Genomic DNA, 17,395 nt, shown 5'->3' on the forward strand with positions numbered 1-17,395 from the left:
CATGCCCCGCTACGCGCCGTTCGTCGCGGCGGCGGTGCTGCTGGGCGTGCTCGCCGAGATCGCCGTGCGCGGGGCGACGTCGCAGATCTGGACGACGGTGGGCACGCCGTGGCTGCTGCTGGCGTTCGCGGCCGGACGTCGTACGGCGCGGCCGCTCGGCGCCGCCGCGTGGGGAGCGGGCCTCGTGCTGCTCGGCTTCGCCACCTACTACGCCTGGCTCCTGCTGGTGCAGGGCATGCCGTGGACCGAGGTGCGCGACCGCCACCATGCGCTCGGGTGGCTCGCGCTCGGTGCGGTGGCCGGCGCCGCGTGCGGCCTGGTCGGCGTGCTCAGTCGGCACCCTCGCCCGGCGATCCGGACGGCGGCCTGGTCGCTGGTCGTGGCGATCCCGCTCGTCGACCTCGTGGTCTGGGTGCGCGGCGCCCAGGAGGGGCGGCTGCTCGTCGTCGTCGGTCTGGGGCTGGTCGCCGCCGCGCTCTTCACGTGGGCGCTCCGGGCCGGCCACCTCCAGCCCGAGGTGCTGATCCCGTCCACCGTGCTCGCCACGGTCCTGTTCTGGGAGGCGCAGCTGGTCGCGCTGCGCGCGCTCTTCGACCTGCGGGTCTAGCGCAGGTGGGCGCCGGCGGCCAGGACGTCGGCCAGCTGGGTCGGTGTCGACGCGGCGGCGACGTCGCCGACGAAGGCGGTCTTGACGCAGGCGGCCGCGACCTTCTGGAGCAGGCCGAGGTAGCTCTGCGGGTCGTCGCCCGGCGCCGCGATCAGCAGCACCAGGCGCACCGGGTCGGACCCGCCGGGCCAGCTGATGGCCTCCGCGAGGAGTGCCGCGGCGACCGACGGCGTCGTCACCGCGGCGCTGCGGGCGTGCGGGATCGCGATGCCGCCGGGCAGCGCGGTCGAGCCGACGGACTCGCGGGCCAGCACCGCCTCGACGAGCGCCTCCTCGTCGGTGACGCGGCCGGCCGCGTGCAGCCGCGCGACGAGGGCGCGGACCACCGACGTGGCGTCGGTGCCGAGGTCCTCGTTGACGACGGCGATCTCGGGGGCGACGGCGGGGGAGGGAGCTGCGTTCACGCGGCCCATGCTTCCACGCGCGGCCCGGTCACCGTCAGCCGCGGTGACGGTGACGTGCGCGACGTTCGTAGGCGTCGTTGAACGAGCCGAGCGAGCGGATGAGGTCCCGGGCGGCGTCGGCGCCCATCTCGGCGAGGACAGAGCGCAGCAGGTCGGAGTGCACGGCCAGGTCGTGCTCGTACTGACGACGACCCGCCGCGGTCGGACGCACCGGCTTGCTCGGGCTCCCGGCGACGGTGAACCGCTCGAGCAGCCCGGCCCGGACGGCGGCGTTGACCTGGCGGTTGATCGTGGAGAGGTCCAGGTCCAGCTCGTCGGCGAGCTCGCGGAGCGTGCGCGGCTGGTCGTCGGAGAGCACCCAGAGCAGCTTGAACGCCGAGGAGTCGAGCTCCGCGCCCTCGATCGTCGTGTGCCGGCGCTTGCTGAACCGCAGCAGCTCGTCGGCGAGCTCGCCGAGCAGCGACTGCTCCGTCGTACGTCGGACCTCGGTGGCCATGGGGCCGAGGCTACCGCGGTGGTGTGCATCATGCATATGTATGATGCACATCGTGACCGACACCGTGAAGACAGCCAGCGAGGCCGAGCCGCTCGTCGACCAGCCGCGCTCCTCGGCGCTGCTGACGATCATCGTCCTGTGCTTCGGCGGCATGAGCGTCGCGCTCACGCAGACGCTGGTCATCCCGATCCAGATCGAGCTGCCGGGGCTGCTGCACGCCGCGCCGGCCGACGCCGCCTGGGTCGTCACGTCGACGCTGCTCGCCGCGGCGGTCACCATGCCGATCGCCGGTCGGCTGGGCGACATGTTCGGCAAGCAGCGGGTGCTGGTCGTGAGCGCCCTGCTGCTGCTCGCCGGGTCGCTCGTGTGCGCGCTCTCCGGGTCGCTCGCCCCGGTGCTCGTCGGCCGCACGCTGCAGGGACTCGCGATGGGCTTCATCCCGGTCGGCATCAGCCTGATGCGCGAGGTCGTCCCCCCGGCGATGGCGACCACCGCCGTCGCCGCGATGAGCGCGACCCTCGGCGTCGGCGGCGCGATCGGCCTGCCGCTCTCGGCCTGGATCGCCGACGCCTTCGACTGGCACGGTCTCTTCTGGGTGGCCAGCGCCTTCGCGCTCGTCGTGCTCCTCGGGGTCTGGCTGGCCGTGCCGCACGTGCACGACGAGCACCCCGGCCGCCTCGACGTCGTCGGTGGGGTCGGCCTCGCGGTCGGACTCGTCGCCACCCTGCTCGGCGTCTCCAAGGGCAACTCGTGGGGCTGGGGATCGACGGAGACGATCGGCTGCCTCGTCGGCGGCGTGGTCGTGCTGCTCGTCTGGGGCTGGTACGAGCTGCGCCAGGACGAGCCGCTCTGCGACCTGCGCGTGACCGCCCGCCGCCCGGTGCTGCTCACCAACCTCGCCGCGATCCTGATCGGCTTCGGGATGATGGCCCAGGCCATCGTCCTGCCGCAGCTGCTCCAGATGCCCGACGCGACCGGCTACGGCCTGGGTCAGTCGCTCCTCGCCGCCGGCCTCTGGCTGGCGCCCGGTGGCCTGATGATGCTGGCCTTCGCCCCGGTCTCGGCGCACATCATGCGGCGGTACGGCGCGAAGTACGCGCTGGCCCTCGGCGCGTTCGTGCTCGGCGGCGGCTACCTGCTGTCGTTCTTCCTCATGGACGCGCCGTGGCAGATCGCGGTGGCCGGGGTGGTCTGCTCGGCCGGCGTCGGCATCGGCTACGCCGCGATGCCCACGCTGATCATGGACGCGGTCCCGATGCACGAGGCCGGCTCCGCCGTCGGCATCAACGCGCTGATGCGCTCGGTCGGCACCACGGTCGCCTCGGCCGTGATGGCCGCGATCCTGACCGGCCAGACCACGCTGCTCGGCGGTGTCGAGATCCCGGCCGAGGGCGCCTTCCGGACCTGCTTCATGGTCGCCACCGTCGCCGCGGTCGTCGGCGCGCTGGTCGCGCTGACGATCCCCCGGGCCGAGAAGGCCCCCGCCTGACGTCGAGTTGGGCCTGGGTCGCACGCGAGTTGGGCCCGGTTCGCAGGGTCGTGTGAACGACGCCCAGCTCGATGGGGATTCCTGCCCAACTCAACGGTGGGTCAGGAGCCGAACATCTCTAGCCACTGCTCGGCCGCGGGCGTCATCCGGTCGTGCTCGCGCGCGGCGCGGCACCACCTCGTGGTCGCGCGCAGGAACGTGGCGGGGTTGTAGACGTCCTCCTCGCAGGACCAGAGCCCGTCGCCGGCGTAGGTGAGGATCGTGATGTTGCTGGCGCCGTGCGGCTGGCCGTCGCCGGGGTCGTGCATCTGGTTGTAGACGTCGCAGACGATCCGGCCGCGCTCCTCGTCCACGAGGTGCCACGTGATCGGGAAGCGCGGCATCTCGCAGCCCGGGAACGCCGTCATCGTGCGCACGATCCAGGCCCGGATCTCCTCGCGCCCGCTGAAGGTGCCGTAGGCGTGCTCGACGTACGTCGCGTCCTCGGTGAAGAGGTCCGCGAAGCGGGCCCAGTCGCCGGAGCCGGCGATCCGGTCCACCTCGTCCTGGTAGTGCTGGAACGCGGACTCGAGCTCGTCGCGGGAGTAGGGCGCACCTGGGACCGGCATGCGGGCGACTGTAGGGGCCTTGCGTGAAAAGGGGAACACGTTCTAGATTGGACAGGTGTCCAGTTCCACCGCCGAGCGACTGCTCGAGGCCGGCCGCGAGGAGCTCCGTGCCGTCGGCCACCAGACGCTGACGATCCGCACGGTGGCCCAGCGCGCGGGCGTCTCGTCGGCCACGGCGTACACCTACCTGGAGTCCAAGAACCGGCTCTGCGCCGAGCTCTTCTGGCGGTTCCTCGAGGAGGACGCCGACGTCGCGCCCGACGGCGCCGACCCGGTCGGGCGCGTGCGCTCGGTGACCCGCAGCCTGGCCGAGCGCCTGGCCGGTGCTCCCGAGCTGGCCGCCGCGGTGACCCCGGCCCTGCTCGGCTCCGACCCCGAGGTCGACGAGCTGCGGCTGCGCATCGGCGGCGAGCTGGTGCGTCGCTTCCGGGTCGCCCTCGGCGACGGCGCCGAGCCCGCGGTGCTCGAGGCACTCGCGCTGGCGTTCTCCGGCGCGCTGCTCCAGGCCGGCATGGGGCTGATGACGTACGCCGAGATGGCCGACCGGCTCGACTCGGTCGTCGCCGTGATCATGAAGGGCAACGTGGCATGAGCACCCCGATCGTGTTCGACCCCTACGACTACGCGTTCCAGGAGGACCCCTATCCGACGTACCGCCGGTGCCGGGACGAGGACCCGCTGCACCACAACGAGGACCTGGACATCTGGTTCCTCACGCGGCACGCCGACATCCAGCACGCGCTGCGGGTCGAGGGCACCTACTCCAACGCCATGGGCGTCTCGATCGACAAGAGCGCGTGGGGGCCGGACGCGCACAGGGTGATGTCGTTCCTCGGCATGGACCCGCCCCGCCAGAAGCGGCTCCGGTCGCTGGTCTCCAAGGGCTTCACGCCGCGCCGGGTCACCGAGCTGGCCCCGCGGATCCGGGAGCTGACCGACCACTACCTCGACCAGTGCCTGGAGATGGGCTCCTTCGACTGGATCCACGACTTCGCCGGCAAGCTCCCGATGGACGTCATCTCCGAGATGATGGGCGTGCCGGAGGCCGACCGCACGGAGATCCGCCGACTCGCCGACCTCGTCGTGCACCGCGAGCCGGGCGTGCGCGACGTGCCGCGCGAGGGCATGGAGGCGTCGCTGACGCTGGTCGTCTACTACGCCGAGATGGTCGAGGAGCGGAAGAAGCGGCCGACCGCCGACCTGACGTCGGCGCTGCTGACCGCGGAGATCGACGGCGACCGGCTGACCGACGAGGAGATCATCGCCTTCCTCTTCCTCATGGTGGTCGCCGGCAACGAGACGACGACGAAGCTGCTCGGGCACGCGCTCTTCCACCTCTCGCGGCACCCCGAGCAGCACGAGAAGGTCTTCGCCGACCCCGCTGATCCCGACGGCCTGGTGTCGCCGTGGATCGAGGAGACGCTGCGCTACGACACCTCCAGCCAGATGCTCGCGCGGCACCTGCTGGAGGACGTCGAGCTGCACGGCAAGGTCGCGCCCGCGGGCGCCAAGGCCGTGCTGGTGCTGGGCTCCGCCAATCGCGACGACCGGGTCTTCGCCGACCCGGACCGCTACGACGTCTTCCGTGACAAGGACGAGCTCGGGCAGCTGCTGAGCTTCGGCGGCGGCCGGCACTTCTGCCTCGGCGCCAACCTCGCCCGGCTCGAGGCGCAGATCGCGCTCGGCGAGCTGGTCCGGCGCGTCAAGGCCATCGACGTCGCGCACGACGACTGCCGGCGTGTGCACTCGGTCAACGTGCGCGGGTTCGCCTCGGTCCCGGTCCGGATGGAGGTCCGATGAGCAAGTACTTCCAGCCCGAGCGCCGCCCGGCGGTCGTGACCGGGGCGTCGTCGGGCATCGGCGCGGCGACCGCGCTGGCGCTGGCGGCGGCCGGGCACCCGGTGGCGCTGGGCGCACGGCGTACCGACAAGTGCGACGAGGTCGCGGCCCGGGTCCGCGAGGCCGGCGGCGAGGCCGTCGTGCACGCGCTCGACGTCACCGACGACGCGTCGGTGCGGACGTTCGCCGAGAAGGTGACCGCCGACCTCGGCGACGTCGAGGTCGTGATCTCCAATGCCGGCGCGGTCGGCCCCGGCACGATCCACGAGGTCGAGACCGAGCGGTTCGCGCGGGAGCTCGACCTCAACATCACCGGCGCGCACCGGCTGGTGCGGGCGTTCGTGCCCGGCATGGTCGAGCGGCGCCGCGGCGACGTCGTGTTCGTGTCCTCCGACGTCGCCGTGCGGGCGCGGCCGTTCATGTCGTCGTACGCCGCCGGCAAGTGGGGACTCGAGGGCCTGGCACACGCGATGCAGATGGAGCTCGAGGGGACCGGGGTGCGCGCCTCGATCGTGCGGCCCGGTCCGACGTGGAGCGAGATGGGCTCGGACTGGGACGTCGACGCGGCGGCGTTCGTGCTCGACCAGTGGGTGCGCTTCGGCCAGGCCCGGCACCCCCACTTCCTCAAGCCGGCCGCGATCGCCGATGCGATCGCCACCGTCGTCGGCGTCCCGCGCGGCGTGCACCTCAGCCTCGTCGAGGTGAACCCCGAAGCCCCCTTGGAGGATCGATGAGCGTGTCTGAAATCCGCGAGGTCTCGTACGCCGTGCCCGACGACGGGCACGGCCACCTGGCCGAGATGCGGGTCGACCCGATCGGCCTCTTCCAGCGCGTCTACGACGAGTGCGGCGACATCGGGCGCTTCCGGCTGGCCGACAAGGACGTCGTGCTCGTCTACGGCGCGGAGGCACAGGAGCAGTTCTTCCGGGCACCGGACTCGACTCTCGACCAGGCGGCGGCGTACCCCTTCATGACGCCGATCTTCGGCAAGGGCGTGGTCTTCGACGCCTCCCCCGAGGAGCGCCAGCAGATGCTCAAGAACCAGGCGCTGCGCGGCGACATGATGCGCGGGCACGCCGCCACGATCGAGGCGGAGATCAACCGGATGGTCGCCGCGTGGGGCGACGAGGGCGAGATCGACCTGCTCGACTGGTTCGCGGAGCTGACGATCTACACGACCTCGGCGTGCCTGATCGGCAAGCCGTTCCGCGAGGAGCTCGACTCCTCCTTCGCGCACCACTACCACGACCTCGAGCGCGGCACCGACGCGCTGGCCTACGTCGATCCCTACATGGACATCGAGTCCTTCCGGATCCGCGACGCCGCGCGCGAGAAGCTCGTCGAGCTGGTGCAGGGGATCATCGACCGCCGCAAGGAGCGCGGCACGGTGGCCCGTGAGGACCGCGACCTGCTCGACGTGCTGATCTCCATCGACCTGAGCGCCGACTACATCACCGGCATCTTCATCTCGATGATGTTCGCCGGCCACCACACGTCGTCGGGCACCGCGTCGTGGGCGCTCATCGAGCTGATGCGCCATCCCGAGACGATGGCCGCGGTCGTGAAGGAGCTCGACGAGCTGTACGCCGACGGCTCGGAGGTCTCGTTCCAGGCGCTGCGGTCGATCCCGCAGCTGGAGGCCGCGCTCAAGGAGACGCTCCGGCTGCACCCGCCGCTGGTGATCCTGATGCGCGTCGTGGCCGAGGAGATCGAGCTCGCCGGGCACACGATCCCGGTCGGCACCGTGGTCGCCGCGTCGCCGCGGGTGTCCAACCGGATCGCCGAGGACTTCCCGCAGCCGGACGCCTTCGACCCCGGCCGCTACATCGACCCGCGCCAGGAGGACCTGCAGAACCGCTGGACCTGGATCCCCTTCGGGGCCGGCAAGCACCGCTGTGTCGGCAACGCGTTCGCGATGATGCAGATGAAGGCGATCTTCTCGGTGATCCTGCGCGACTACGAGTTCGAGATGGCCCAGCCGTCGGAGAGCTACCGCGACGACGTCTCCAAGATGGTCATCCAGCTCCAGCAGCCGTGCCGGGTGAAGTACCGCCGGCGGGCGCGATGAGGGTCGTCGCCGACCTCGGGCTCTGCCAGGGGCACCAGATGTGCCAGGGCGAGGCGCCCGACGTCTTCGGGTTCGACGACGACGCCGACCAGGTGACGGTGCTCCAGGAGCACCCCGACGAGTCGTTGCGGTCCGACGTGCAGTCGGCCGTGAGGTACTGCCCAGCCATGGCGCTGGCGATCGAGGAGGAGTGACGGTGTCCCTGACCCGAGCAGAGATCGAGGAGTTCTGGGGCTCCTGGCTCGACATCAACCGCAAGGCCGAGCAGTCGGGCGACTGGCGCGTGATGGCGGAGTGGTACGCCGAGGACGCGACGTACGGCTGGATGCTCACGCCGGACGAGCACTTCATGGCGGTCGGCCGCGGCCAGATCCGGGACTGGGCCATCGGCATCGAGATGGACGGCTTCGACGGCTGGCACTACGACTACATGGCGACGGTCATCGACGAGAGGAACGCGATGGTCGTCGGCTTCTGGAAGCAGCGCTCCGGGATCGTCGACGACGCCACCGGCCGTGAGTTCGAGGTGCCCGGCCTGGGCGGCAGCTGGTTCGGCATCGAGCGGCAGCCGGACGGCGAGCTGAAGTTCGCGTGGCAGCGCGACTGGTTCGACTTCGGCGCGATGGCGCACACGATGGGCGCGGTCGTGAAGTCGGGCAAGGCCCCGGACACGCTGATGGAGCGGCTCAAGGTCTTCGGTCTGGAGGTGCCGGGTCACTACCGGCCGCAGGACCTGCCGTCGACCGTGTGGCCGCCGCCGGTGGAGCGCGGCGACTTCATCACCCAGGAGGACGCGCGATGAGCCTCCCGCCTCCGGCGCAGCAGCTCATCGACGGCAAGCTCGTCGCGGCCTCGGACGGCGCGACGTACCCGATCCTCAACCCGGCCACGGGTCGGGAGATCGGGCGGGCACCCGACGGCACCGCAGCGGACGTCGAGGGGGCGGTCGCTGCGGCCCGTCGGGCCTTCGACGAGACCGACTGGTCGACGGACACGGAGCTGCGGCTGCGCTGCCTGCGCCAGCTGCACGCGGCGCTGCTCGAGGACGCGGACCCGTTCAAGGAGCTGACCACGGCCGAGGTCGGGATGCCCGGCTTCATGATGGGCGCGGCCGGGTTCGACGTACCGGTGGAGGGCCTGAGGTGGGTCACCGACCTGCTCGGGTCCTACGAGTTCGAGACCGACCTCGGGGTCGCCGCGCCGATGGGCATCGCGAGCCGGAGGACGGTCCGCCGGGAGCCGGTCGGCGTGGTCGCGGCGATCTCGCCGTGGAACGTGCCGACGCAGATCAACCTCGCCAAGGTCGGCCCGGCGCTCGCCGCCGGCTGCACGGTCGTGCTCAAGCCGGCACCGGACACCCCCTGGGTGGCGGCCGAGCTGGGCCGGCTGGTCGCCGAGCACACCGACATCCCGGCCGGTGTCTTCAACGTCGTGACGCCTCGCTCCAACGAGGTCGCGGCGCTGCTGACCACCGACCCGCGCGTGGACATGGTGTCCTTCACCGGCTCGACCCAGGTGGGCAGGGCGATCATGGCCGCCGCGGCGCCCACGCTGAAGAAGGTGTTCCTCGAGCTCGGCGGCAAGTCGGCCGCGATCGTGCTCGACGACGCCGACATCGCCTCTGCTGCTGGGGCGACGGCGTTCACGGCCTGCATCCACGCCGGCCAGGGCTGCGCGATCACGACCCGGCTCGTCGTCCCGCGGGAGAGGTACGACGAGGCCGTGCAGGTCGCCGCCGCGACGATGGAGTCCATCGGCGCCAAGGACCCTGCCGACCCCGGCGCGATCTGCGGGCCGGTGATCTCGGCCGTGCAGCGCGACCGGGTCGAGGCCTACCTGCGGCTGGCCGAGGAGGAGGGCGGCACGTTCGCCACCGGCGGCCAGGTCATCGACCAGGACGGCTTCTGGATCCAGCCCACTGTGATCGCCGGGCTCGACAACTCCAGTCGCCTGGCGCAGGAGGAGATCTTCGGTCCGGTGCTCGTCGTCATCCCGCACGACGGCGACGACGACGCGGTGCGGATCGCCAACGACTCGGCGTACGGCCTCTCGGGCTCGGTCGAGTCCGGCTCGCTGGAGCGGGCCAAGGCGGTCGCCGCGCGGATCCGCACCGGCACGATCGCCGTCAACGGCGGCGTCTGGTTCAGCCCGGACGCGCCGTTCGGCGGCTACAAGCAGTCCGGGATCGGCCGGGAGATGGGTGTGGCTGGCTTCGAGGAGTACCTCGAGACCAAGACGATCGCTGAGCCTGCGAGGGGATGAGCATGCGTTTCGAGAACAAGGTCGTCGTCGTGACGGGGGCCGCGCAGGGCATCGGCGAGGCCTACGCGCGGGCGCTCGCGGCCGAGGGGGCGTCGGTCGTGGTGGCCGACCTCAACGCCGAGGCGGGCCAGAAGGTCGCGGCCGACATCGGTGGGCTGTTCGTGCGCTGCGACGTCTCGTCGCACGAGGACGCGGCGGCGCTGGTCGAGGCGACGGTGGCGGCGTACGGCGGGATCGACGGGCTGGTCAACAACGCCGCGATCTACGGCGAGATGGCCTTCGACCTGCTGATCAGCGTGGACTGGGACTACTACCGGAAGTTCATGTCGGTGAACATGGACGGCGCGCTGGTGATGACCCGCGCGGTCTATCCGGAGCTGCAGAAGCGCGGCGGCGGCTCGATCGTCAACCAGTCCAGCACCGCGGCCTACCTCTACTCCGGCTTCTACGGCCTCGCCAAGGTCGGCGTGAACGGGCTGACGCAGCAGCTCGCCCACGAGCTCGGCGGCATGAGGATCAGGGTCAACGCGATCGCGCCCGGCCCCACCGACACCGCCGCCACCCGCACCCAGGCCGGCGACGCCGCCAAGGAGCTGGTGAAGGGCCTCGCGCTCAAGCGGATGGGCCAGCCCGAGGACATGGTCGGCGCCTGCCTCTTCCTGCTCTCCGACGAGTCCGCGTGGGTGACCGGGCAGATCATCGCGGTCGACGGCGGACAGACGTTCCGCGCATGAGCGATCGGACCAGGGTGGGGTTCGTCGGCCTCGGCAACATCGGCAAGCCGATGGCGCTGCGGCTCGCGGCCGCCGACGGCATCGAGCTCACGGTGCACGACGTGGTGCCCGACCCGGTCGCCGAGCTGGTCGCGGCCGGCGCGACCGCGGCCGAGAGCGTGGCGGCGATCGAGGCCGACGTGGTCTGCGTGATGGTGCGCGACGACGAGCAGGTGCGGTCGGTCGCCGCCGACGTCGGCCCGGGCACGGTGCTGGTCGTCCACTCGACGGTGGCGCCCAGCACCCCGGCCGAGCTGGCGGCCCAGGGGCTCACCGTCCTCGACGCACCCGTCTCCGGCGGCGCGATGGGCGCCGCCGACGGCACGCTGGCGATCATGGTCGGCGGTGCAGACGACGCCGTCGCAGCGGCCCGCCCGGCGCTCGACGCGATGTCGTCGTACGTCGTGCACGCCGGTCCGCTCGGCGCCGGCACCAGGATGAAGCTGGCGCGCAACCTCATGCACTTCGTGGCGTTCACGGCGGCGACCGAGGCGCAGCGGCTCGCCGAGGCGTCCGGCCTCGACATCGTCGAGCTCGGCAGGGTCGTGCGGCACACCGACGCGATCACCGGCGGGCCCGGCGCGATCATGCACCGCGACACGACGGCGCCGCTCGCGCCGGACGACTTCTGGTACGGCGTCTTCGAGCACGTCGTGGCGCTGGGGGAGAAGGACCTCGCGTTCGCGATCGAGCTCGCGGACGAGCAGGGTGTCGACGTACCGCTCGCGCGGCTGGCGCTCGAGCGACTCGGAAAGGGGCTTGGCCTTGGGTAAGTTCGACGACCTCCCGGAGGTCCGCCGCCGCGGCCTGGAGCGGATGGAGCAGGTCTACGGCTTCGAGATGACCGACGGCACCGGCGACTTCTTCGCCTACACCGCCGACCACCTCTTCGCCGACATCTGGAACCGGCCCGGCCTCACCGACCGCGACCGCCGGCTGCTGCTGATCGGGCTGCTCGCCGGCTCCCACCAGCACGACGTGCTGACCATCCAGATCCCCGCGGCGTACGCCGCCGGCGAGCTCGACGAGCAGCAGCTGCGCGAGATCGTGATCCTGCTCTGCCACTACGCCGGCTGGCCGAGCGGCTCCCGGGTCAACCAGATCGTCGAGGAGACGATCGCCAAGGCGGCCAAGGCGGCCAAGGCGGCCGAGGCGGCCGCGTCGTCGGGATAGCCACAGACGTTCTGGCTGGTCCCAGGCGTCCGGAACGACCGGTTCGTCGCTGGCTATCCCCGCGCGGCCTCGCCCGCAGCCCAGGCCGGGACGATGAAGACGCCCTCGGCCTCCACGGTCACGCCGTCGGCGTCGCCGATGGACGCGACGACCCAGACCTTGCGGCCCTCCTCGCGGTCGATGCGCGCCTCCAGGCGGAGCGGCCCGAGCGGGGTGCCGCGGCGGTAGGTCATCGTCAGGGTCCCGGTGAACGTCACCCGGGTGAAGGCCGCGCTGGCGGTCTCACCCATCAGGTGGTCGAGCAGCATCGCGGAGACGCCGCCGTGCACGAGCCCGGGCGGTCCCTCGTACGGCGCCCCGAGCTCCACCTCGGCCCAGGCGTGCCCCGCGGACTCGTGGACGATCCGCAGCGGCGGCGCGACGGCGTTGCGCAGGCCGACGACCGCGTTGCCCCAGTTCCACGCGCGGGCCTCGGAGTTGAAGCGCACACCGGCCGGGCCGGGCAGCTGCTCGGCGCGCAGCCGGGCGACCAGGGCCTCGATCTCGGCCTGCGCGGCGCGCACCTGCTCCTCGGGCACGGTCGTGCGGATCGTCGCGTCCAGCAGGTCGCGGACCGCGTCCGCGAGCGGCCTGTACGTCGCCTCGAGCCGGTCGAGCTCGGTGCTCGGGATCTCCTCGTGGACGAACTCGCCGATGCTCACGCCCGGCTCCCTTCGGTCGTCGTGCCCCGGGCCATCAGGTGCTCCCGAGGTAGGCCGCGATCGCGGCGGTCAGCCCGCGCCGGGCGAGGTCGAGGTCGGAGTAGGTCGACAGGTGCGCCTCGGAGTTGAGGCCGCGCATGGCGCCGGGCAGCAGGGCGGCGACCTCGCGCACCCGGCCGGCGTCGAGGTCGAGGTCCGCGAACGCCGCCTGGCAGGTCTCCACCCAGCTCGCCTGCCAGGACGCGAGCGCGCCGGCCGTGCGGGGCAGCTTCTGCTCCAGCTCGCCGCGCTCGCGCGGCAGCGCCATCCGCAGTGTGTCGATCGCCCGGGCGTCCGGGGTCTCTAGGCCGCGCCACAGCGTGTCGACGATCCCCGCGACCCGGTCCGCGACGGAGCTGCCGGTGCTCGGGAAGGACAGCGGCCCGCCGCGACGCTCCTCGAGGTGGTCGAGCACCGCGGCCCAGAGGCCGTCGACGTCGCCGAACTGGTACTTCACCGCACCCCAGGTCGCGCCCGCGCGCTTGGCGACGTGGTTGGCCGACACCGCGTCCGGGTCGCCGGTCGCGAGGCAGTCGAGGGCGGCGGCGAGCATCCGGATGCGGGTCGCGTCGCCCCGCCTGTTGCGGCGGTGGTGGTCGGCGCCAGCGCCCGCGCTCACGCCACCTCCGCCCCGTGCATGCCCGGATCCTAGTTTCATCGAGCCTTCTACGAAAGACCTGTGCAGGATGCACGGGCCTGGTCGCCCGGGCCGGCGACAGCGCTCCCAGCCGGATCCCAGTGGTTCTCAAGGGGTGCGGAGCAACGTAGGTATCGCCGGGAGACCTCCCGGCGACACGAACCGGCCGGCCATCCGGCCCGCACCCAGGAGAGCCCCCCATGCACGAGACCCTCACCGCCCTCGGCTACGTCTTCATCGCGTTCGCCGCGGCCGTCGTCGCCTTCGCGGTCTACGCCGTCGTCAGCGTCCTCCGCGCCGAGCGCGTCACCACCACGCCGGTCGTCACGGTCACCCGGGCGACCGAGGTCGAGCTGACGCGCGCCGCGTGAGCACCCGGCCGAGAGCCCCTCACCGCCCCGGGCGGAGAGGGGCTCTTCGCGATTTTCGGCCGGCCGGGATCGGGTACCGGGGAGGCCCCGACCGAGGAGGCTCCATGCCAGCCAGCAAGAAGCCCGGACCCAGCGTCAAGGACGACGAGCTCTACGAGAAGCTCCGCGACGAGGGCAACAGCAAGGAGAAGTCCGCGCGCATCGCCAACGCGGCCGCCAACACCTCCCGCTCGGAGGTCGGGCACCGCGGAGGGTCCTCGCCGGCGTACGAGGACTGGACCGTCGACGACCTGCGCGAGCGAGCCGCGGAGCTGGGCATCGAGGGTCGTTCCAGCATGGACAAGGACGCCCTGATCGACGCGCTGCGACACCACTGACGAGTCCCACGCGCCACTTTCACCCCTTCGGGTGATGGGTTCGGGTGGCTCCCGAGGACCCGGTCCGGAAAGGATCGGAGCATGCCCGGGGAACCAGTCCGACTGCTGATCGCGAGCCCCGAGCCCACCGTGCGCGCGGGCCTGCGCGCCATGCTCGCGACCCACGGCGACCGCGTGGTGGTGGTGGAGGACGGCGCCGCCGACGTCGTGCTGCACGACGGCGACCGCGGCGGTGACGGCGACCTCGACGCGCTCATGCGGCGCCCCGGCGCCGCCGCCTGGGTGCCGCTGCGCGGCGGCGTGGAGCGGATCGTCGCGATGGTCGAGGGAGCGGCCCAGCGGCCCGGCTCGCCGGCCGGCTTCGGGCTCAGCGACCGCGAGGAGGAGGTGCTCGCGCTGATCGTCGCGGGCCTGTCGAACCGCGAGATCGCCGAGCGTGCCTTCATCAGCATCAACTCGGTGAAGACCTACATCCGGTCGGCCTACCGCAAGATCGGGGTCAGCAGTCGCAGCCAGGCGGTCGCCTGGGGTCTGCGCAACGGCCTCGACCAGTCGCGCGACGCCGTCTCGCCCTAGCGGCGCCCGTCGTACGCCGTCTCCATCCGGTAGTCCTTCTCCGGGCCGACCGCGTCCCACGCGACCCTCCAGGAGGAGACCGGGTGCCCGGTCACGTCGATGCGCCCGCGGTAGTGGTCGGGCGCGCACGGGTGCTCGACCTCGGCGCCCACCGACCAGGGGTGGAAGGGCCGGCCGTCCTCGAAGCGCACCAGCCAGCCGGAGGCAGCACGGTCCACGAAGAGCGTCCGCTGGACCTCGACGGCGTGCCCGGGCCACGTCATCGTGCCCGCCTCGGTCCAGCGCACCCGGTCGGGCGACTCGGCGGTCAGCGTCGCGGTCCCGGTGACGTCGCGGCGCTCGCCGGCCCAGCGGTCACGGACCACCCGGGTCAGCGTCCAGGTGCCGAGCAGGTCGGTCGGCGCCGGGATCGCTGCGGTCACGGCTCAGCGCAGGGACATCGAGCCCGAGAGCGCCGGCGCCCAGGACAGCTCGGCCTCGCTGGCGATCTGCTTGTCGATCGCCGCGGCGACGTCGTCGGGCCACGGCGCGGTCTTGCGGCTCGCCATGTCGATGTGGAGGAAGATCTCCTCCATCACGTAGCTGAGCACCTGGTGGGTGTCGTCGACGAGGTAGACCACGGCGTGCGCGGCCCGCTCGGACCGGCCGACCAGGCGGACGCGGACGGAGATCCGGTCGCCGGTGCGCAGCTCGGACAGGTAGGTCATGTGGTGCTCGGCCGTGAAGACGCCCTGCCCGGCGATCGTCGGCCAGTTCTGCGGGATGCCGACGGCGGCGAGCGACGCGTCGAGGCCCTCGCTCGCGATGCCGACGTAGTGGCGGATGTTGAGGTGGCCGTTGATGTCCTCGAAGGCCGCCGGCACCGACTGGGAGGTGTAGCCAGGCAGGTCGTGGAGCTGGTCGTACGTCGGATGCGCGGTGGTCACACCCCGGACGGTACCCAGCGGCTCCCGGGCGCGACACGCCGGGCCCGTGCTGGTCCTGCGACACGGCCGTGACCTGCGGGACGGGCGGTGCTCGCGGGACTACCGTGGCGCACAACCATCGACCGAGCCGGAGGGGAAGCCGCGTGGTCCGACGGGTCCGACCCGTGCGCCCTGCAGGCGTCCGGCGACCCCCCGCGTGGGCGGGGCCGCCGCCGCTGCTCCTGCTGGCGACCGTGCTCGGCGTCCTCGTGGCGCCCGCGGTGGCCGCCGAGGACCCCCGGTCGGCTCCGGTCGTCGCGCACGCCGCGACGACGATGGCTGCCTCCCCCCGGTCGATCGAGCCGCGGCTGGTCCTGCCCGTGACCGCCGGCCCGCTGCAGGGCGGGCAGGGCGTCCGGGGCGTCGCGCCCGTACGGCGCGCGCTCGAGGTCGGGGTCGCCAGCATGAACCTGTTCGCGCAGCAGGGCGTCGAGCAGGCATCGGCCGACGCCCACCGGCTCACCTCGAACCCGGCGGTCGACGTGGTCGGCTGGCAGGAGACCCAGAACTTCGGCAGCGTGCTCGCCGCGCTCCCGAAGCAGTGGCGGACCGCGACCGTTCCCCGTCCTGACGGCATCGGGGAGATCGCCGTGTCCTGGCGCCGCGAGCGCTTCCGGCTCGAGCGCGTCCGGCTGCTCGCGGGCACCGACGGGGTCGAGGCCGGCGAGGGCCCCTATCCGTTCGGGGGCCGCGGCATCCTGGTCGTCACGCTGACCGAGCGCTCCACGGGACATCGCCTGAGCGTCGTGAACGTGCACCTGCCGCCCCAGAGCGAGAGCTCGACGGCCCCGGGACGCTGGGCGGCGACGCTCAACGCCGATCGCGCCCGGCAGCACCTCGCCCGGCTCGCCCGGGCCTGGCGCGGCGTACCCGCCCGCTGGGTGGTCGGCACCGGCGACTTCAACTTCGACGCGAAGGCCGACCTGCGCCGGCGACCCGCCGGAGGGCCGGTCGCGACCCTGGGCCGGGTCGCCTCGTCGACCTACCAGCAGCTCGGCACCGACGTGCCGCCGACCTACCCCGGGCTCGACCGGCACATCGACTACGTCTGGGTCGACCGCGACGCGCTCCGACGCGACCGGATCGAGGTGCGCGCCCAGCGGGTGCTCGGCGGCTACCACAGCGACCACCGGCCGTTGGTGGCCCGGCTGCGGCTCCACTGACGGCGCCGCTGCACCTGCCTACATCTGAAGCGTGTCGCCCGGCCGGGCGAGCACGGCCTTGGTCTGCGGTGCGTGCGTGGCCATCGCCTTCAGGAACCGGTCGCCGGGGGTGACGAAGAGGTGCCGGTGCCGGGCGCGCATGAAGAGCCGCAGCCCCAGGGGCCAGAACGTGCCCCAGTGGACCGGGACGGCGACGTCGGCCCCGACGAGGGCGACCGCCTCCGCGCCGTGCACCGGGTCCATGTGGCCGTCCTCGAGCGTCGGCCCCCAGCCGCCGATCGGGATGAGCGCCAGGTCGACGTGCCCCACGTCCGCCATGTCCGCGCGCACCTCGGTGTCGCCCGGGAACCAGAACGACCGGCCGCCGGCGTCGACCCGGAAGCCGAGCGGCGGCCCGACCGCCTTGGACTGAGGGCCGCGCCGCCCGTCGTGGGTGGCAGGGAGCACGGTGATCCGCGCGCCGCCGACCTCGACGACGTCGCCGGGCTCGACCGGCCGCACCTGCTCGGGCCGCAGCCGGCGCAGCAGCGACTCGCCGCCCTTGGGCACCAGGACCGGCACGTCCGGGGCGAACCGGCGCAGCGACGCGACGTGCAGGTGGTCGGCGTGCAGGTGCGAGAGCAGCACGACGTCCGCGACCGCGGCGGTGACCCCCGGCGTCTGCGTGTAGCGGTGCAGGTGGAAGAGCCGGTCGGTGAGCAGCGGGTCGGTGGCGACGCGGACCCCGCCGATCTCGACGGTCGCCGACGCGTGGCCCCACCACGTCACCGCGAGGTCGCTCATGCTC

At 72.6% G+C, this 17,395-nt stretch carries 24 protein-coding genes; 16 read left to right on the forward strand and 8 right to left on the reverse strand.

Annotated elements, in window-relative coordinates; translation table 11 throughout:
• Position 1: 1 nt before the first annotated feature.
• On the forward strand, positions 2 to 607 hold the full coding sequence (locus tag HZF07_RS17380; protein WP_157343371.1) for a hypothetical protein: 606 nt from the start codon (positions 2 to 4) through the stop codon (positions 605 to 607).
• Here HZF07_RS17380 and HZF07_RS17385 read toward each other — a convergent pair.
• Both HZF07_RS17385 and HZF07_RS17390 read right to left on the reverse strand, forming a co-directional pair.
• Positions 604 to 1,071: a PTS sugar transporter subunit IIA gene (locus HZF07_RS17385; protein ID WP_157343373.1), complete on the reverse strand. Its 468-nt coding sequence runs from the start codon at positions 1,069 to 1,071 to the stop codon at positions 604 to 606. The two genes, HZF07_RS17380 and HZF07_RS17385, sit on opposite strands and share 4 nt — an antisense overlap.
• A gap of 34 nt (positions 1,072 to 1,105) precedes the next feature.
• Positions 1,106 to 1,567, reverse strand: coding sequence for a MarR family winged helix-turn-helix transcriptional regulator (locus tag HZF07_RS17390; protein WP_157343375.1), 462 nt, complete (start codon positions 1,565 to 1,567; stop codon positions 1,106 to 1,108).
• A gap of 52 nt (positions 1,568 to 1,619) precedes the next feature.
• Here HZF07_RS17390 and HZF07_RS17395 point away from each other — a divergent pair, with 52 nt between their 5' ends.
• A complete protein-coding gene (locus HZF07_RS17395; RefSeq protein ID WP_309504818.1) occupies positions 1,620 to 3,056 on the forward strand; it encodes an MFS transporter in 1,437 nt (478 codons plus the stop codon).
• 101 nt (positions 3,057 to 3,157) lie between these two features.
• On the opposite strand, the gene HZF07_RS17400 is transcribed toward HZF07_RS17395, so the two are convergent.
• On the reverse strand, positions 3,158 to 3,664 hold the full coding sequence (locus HZF07_RS17400) for a nuclear transport factor 2 family protein (protein WP_157343379.1): 507 nt from the start codon (positions 3,662 to 3,664) through the stop codon (positions 3,158 to 3,160).
• Between the two features lie 55 nt (positions 3,665 to 3,719).
• Between HZF07_RS17400 and HZF07_RS17405 the strand changes: the two genes are divergently transcribed.
• From HZF07_RS17405 to HZF07_RS17450, 10 genes are read left to right on the forward strand one after another with little or no spacing between them, the layout of a single operon-like run.
• Complete coding sequence (locus HZF07_RS17405; protein ID WP_198346419.1) at positions 3,720 to 4,256, forward strand: TetR/AcrR family transcriptional regulator; 537 nt, start codon at positions 3,720 to 3,722, stop codon at positions 4,254 to 4,256.
• A complete protein-coding gene (locus HZF07_RS17410) occupies positions 4,253 to 5,464 on the forward strand; it encodes a cytochrome P450 (protein WP_157343381.1) in 1,212 nt (403 codons plus the stop codon). Before HZF07_RS17405 ends, HZF07_RS17410 begins: the two co-directional genes overlap by 4 nt.
• Complete coding sequence (locus HZF07_RS17415; RefSeq protein WP_157343382.1) at positions 5,461 to 6,237, forward strand: SDR family oxidoreductase; 777 nt, start codon at positions 5,461 to 5,463, stop codon at positions 6,235 to 6,237. Before HZF07_RS17410 ends, HZF07_RS17415 begins: the two co-directional genes overlap by 4 nt.
• A 2-nt stretch (positions 6,238 to 6,239) precedes the next feature.
• Positions 6,240 to 7,571, forward strand: a complete 1,332-nt coding sequence (locus HZF07_RS17420; RefSeq protein ID WP_309504819.1) for a cytochrome P450 — start codon at positions 6,240 to 6,242, stop codon at positions 7,569 to 7,571.
• Complete coding sequence (locus HZF07_RS17425) at positions 7,568 to 7,765, forward strand: ferredoxin (RefSeq protein ID WP_157343386.1); 198 nt, start codon at positions 7,568 to 7,570, stop codon at positions 7,763 to 7,765. The genes HZF07_RS17420 and HZF07_RS17425 overlap by 4 nt, the downstream gene beginning before the upstream one ends.
• A gap of 2 nt (positions 7,766 to 7,767) precedes the next feature.
• Positions 7,768 to 8,373 (forward strand): nuclear transport factor 2-like protein, encoded by a 606-nt coding sequence (locus HZF07_RS17430; protein ID WP_157343388.1) that lies wholly within the window; start codon positions 7,768 to 7,770, stop codon positions 8,371 to 8,373.
• Positions 8,370 to 9,833 (forward strand): aldehyde dehydrogenase, encoded by a 1,464-nt coding sequence (locus HZF07_RS17435; RefSeq protein WP_157343389.1) that lies wholly within the window; start codon positions 8,370 to 8,372, stop codon positions 9,831 to 9,833. The genes HZF07_RS17430 and HZF07_RS17435 overlap by 4 nt, the downstream gene beginning before the upstream one ends.
• A 2-nt stretch (positions 9,834 to 9,835) precedes the next feature.
• Positions 9,836 to 10,567: an SDR family oxidoreductase gene (locus HZF07_RS17440; RefSeq protein WP_181645318.1), complete on the forward strand. Its 732-nt coding sequence runs from the start codon at positions 9,836 to 9,838 to the stop codon at positions 10,565 to 10,567.
• Positions 10,564 to 11,379, forward strand: a complete 816-nt coding sequence (locus HZF07_RS17445; protein ID WP_157343394.1) for an NAD(P)-dependent oxidoreductase — start codon at positions 10,564 to 10,566, stop codon at positions 11,377 to 11,379. The genes HZF07_RS17440 and HZF07_RS17445 overlap by 4 nt, the downstream gene beginning before the upstream one ends.
• Complete coding sequence (locus HZF07_RS17450) at positions 11,372 to 11,779, forward strand: carboxymuconolactone decarboxylase family protein (RefSeq protein ID WP_232523068.1); 408 nt, start codon at positions 11,372 to 11,374, stop codon at positions 11,777 to 11,779. Before HZF07_RS17445 ends, HZF07_RS17450 begins: the two co-directional genes overlap by 8 nt.
• A 53-nt stretch (positions 11,780 to 11,832) precedes the next feature.
• On the opposite strand, the gene HZF07_RS24570 is transcribed toward HZF07_RS17450, so the two are convergent.
• On the reverse strand, positions 11,833 to 12,480 hold the full coding sequence (locus HZF07_RS24570; RefSeq protein WP_309504820.1) for a PaaI family thioesterase: 648 nt from the start codon (positions 12,478 to 12,480) through the stop codon (positions 11,833 to 11,835).
• 34 nt (positions 12,481 to 12,514) lie between these two features.
• Complete coding sequence (locus tag HZF07_RS17460; protein WP_220131845.1) at positions 12,515 to 13,138, reverse strand: TetR/AcrR family transcriptional regulator; 624 nt, start codon at positions 13,136 to 13,138, stop codon at positions 12,515 to 12,517.
• 218 nt (positions 13,139 to 13,356) lie between these two features.
• On the opposite strand from HZF07_RS17460, the gene HZF07_RS17465 reads away from it, so the two are divergent.
• The 3 genes from HZF07_RS17465 (at position 13,357) to HZF07_RS17475 (ending at position 14,480) form a co-directional block, all read left to right on the forward strand.
• The gene (locus tag HZF07_RS17465; protein WP_157343398.1) at positions 13,357 to 13,527 is read left to right on the forward strand and encodes a hypothetical protein; all 171 of its coding nucleotides are present in this window, start codon (positions 13,357 to 13,359) and stop codon (positions 13,525 to 13,527) included.
• A gap of 104 nt (positions 13,528 to 13,631) precedes the next feature.
• The gene (locus tag HZF07_RS17470; protein ID WP_157343400.1) at positions 13,632 to 13,904 is read left to right on the forward strand and encodes a DUF7218 family protein; all 273 of its coding nucleotides are present in this window, start codon (positions 13,632 to 13,634) and stop codon (positions 13,902 to 13,904) included.
• 81 nt (positions 13,905 to 13,985) lie between these two features.
• Positions 13,986 to 14,480, forward strand: coding sequence for a response regulator transcription factor (locus HZF07_RS17475; protein WP_157343402.1), 495 nt, complete (start codon positions 13,986 to 13,988; stop codon positions 14,478 to 14,480).
• On the opposite strand, the gene HZF07_RS17480 is transcribed toward HZF07_RS17475, so the two are convergent.
• Together HZF07_RS17480 and HZF07_RS17485 are read right to left on the reverse strand one after the other, a co-directional pair.
• The gene (locus tag HZF07_RS17480) at positions 14,477 to 14,902 is read right to left on the reverse strand and encodes a DUF6314 family protein (protein ID WP_157343404.1); all 426 of its coding nucleotides are present in this window, start codon (positions 14,900 to 14,902) and stop codon (positions 14,477 to 14,479) included. The two genes, HZF07_RS17475 and HZF07_RS17480, sit on opposite strands and share 4 nt — an antisense overlap.
• Positions 14,903 to 14,905: 3 nt before the next feature.
• The gene (locus HZF07_RS17485) at positions 14,906 to 15,406 is read right to left on the reverse strand and encodes a thioesterase family protein (RefSeq protein ID WP_157343406.1); all 501 of its coding nucleotides are present in this window, start codon (positions 15,404 to 15,406) and stop codon (positions 14,906 to 14,908) included.
• A gap of 164 nt (positions 15,407 to 15,570) precedes the next feature.
• On the opposite strand from HZF07_RS17485, the gene HZF07_RS17490 reads away from it, so the two are divergent.
• Positions 15,571 to 16,608, forward strand: coding sequence for an endonuclease/exonuclease/phosphatase family protein (locus tag HZF07_RS17490; protein ID WP_157343408.1), 1,038 nt, complete (start codon positions 15,571 to 15,573; stop codon positions 16,606 to 16,608).
• Between the two features lie 18 nt (positions 16,609 to 16,626).
• On the opposite strand, the gene HZF07_RS17495 is transcribed toward HZF07_RS17490, so the two are convergent.
• Positions 16,627 to 17,391 carry an MBL fold metallo-hydrolase gene (locus tag HZF07_RS17495; protein ID WP_157343411.1) on the reverse strand — a complete coding sequence of 255 codons (765 nt, stop codon included), beginning with the start codon at positions 17,389 to 17,391 and terminating at the stop codon, positions 16,627 to 16,629.
• Positions 17,392 to 17,395 lie beyond the last annotated feature (4 nt).

The sequence above is a fragment of the Nocardioides agri genome (assembly GCF_013778305.1).
Classification (GTDB): domain Bacteria; phylum Actinomycetota; class Actinomycetes; order Propionibacteriales; family Nocardioidaceae; genus Nocardioides; species Nocardioides agri.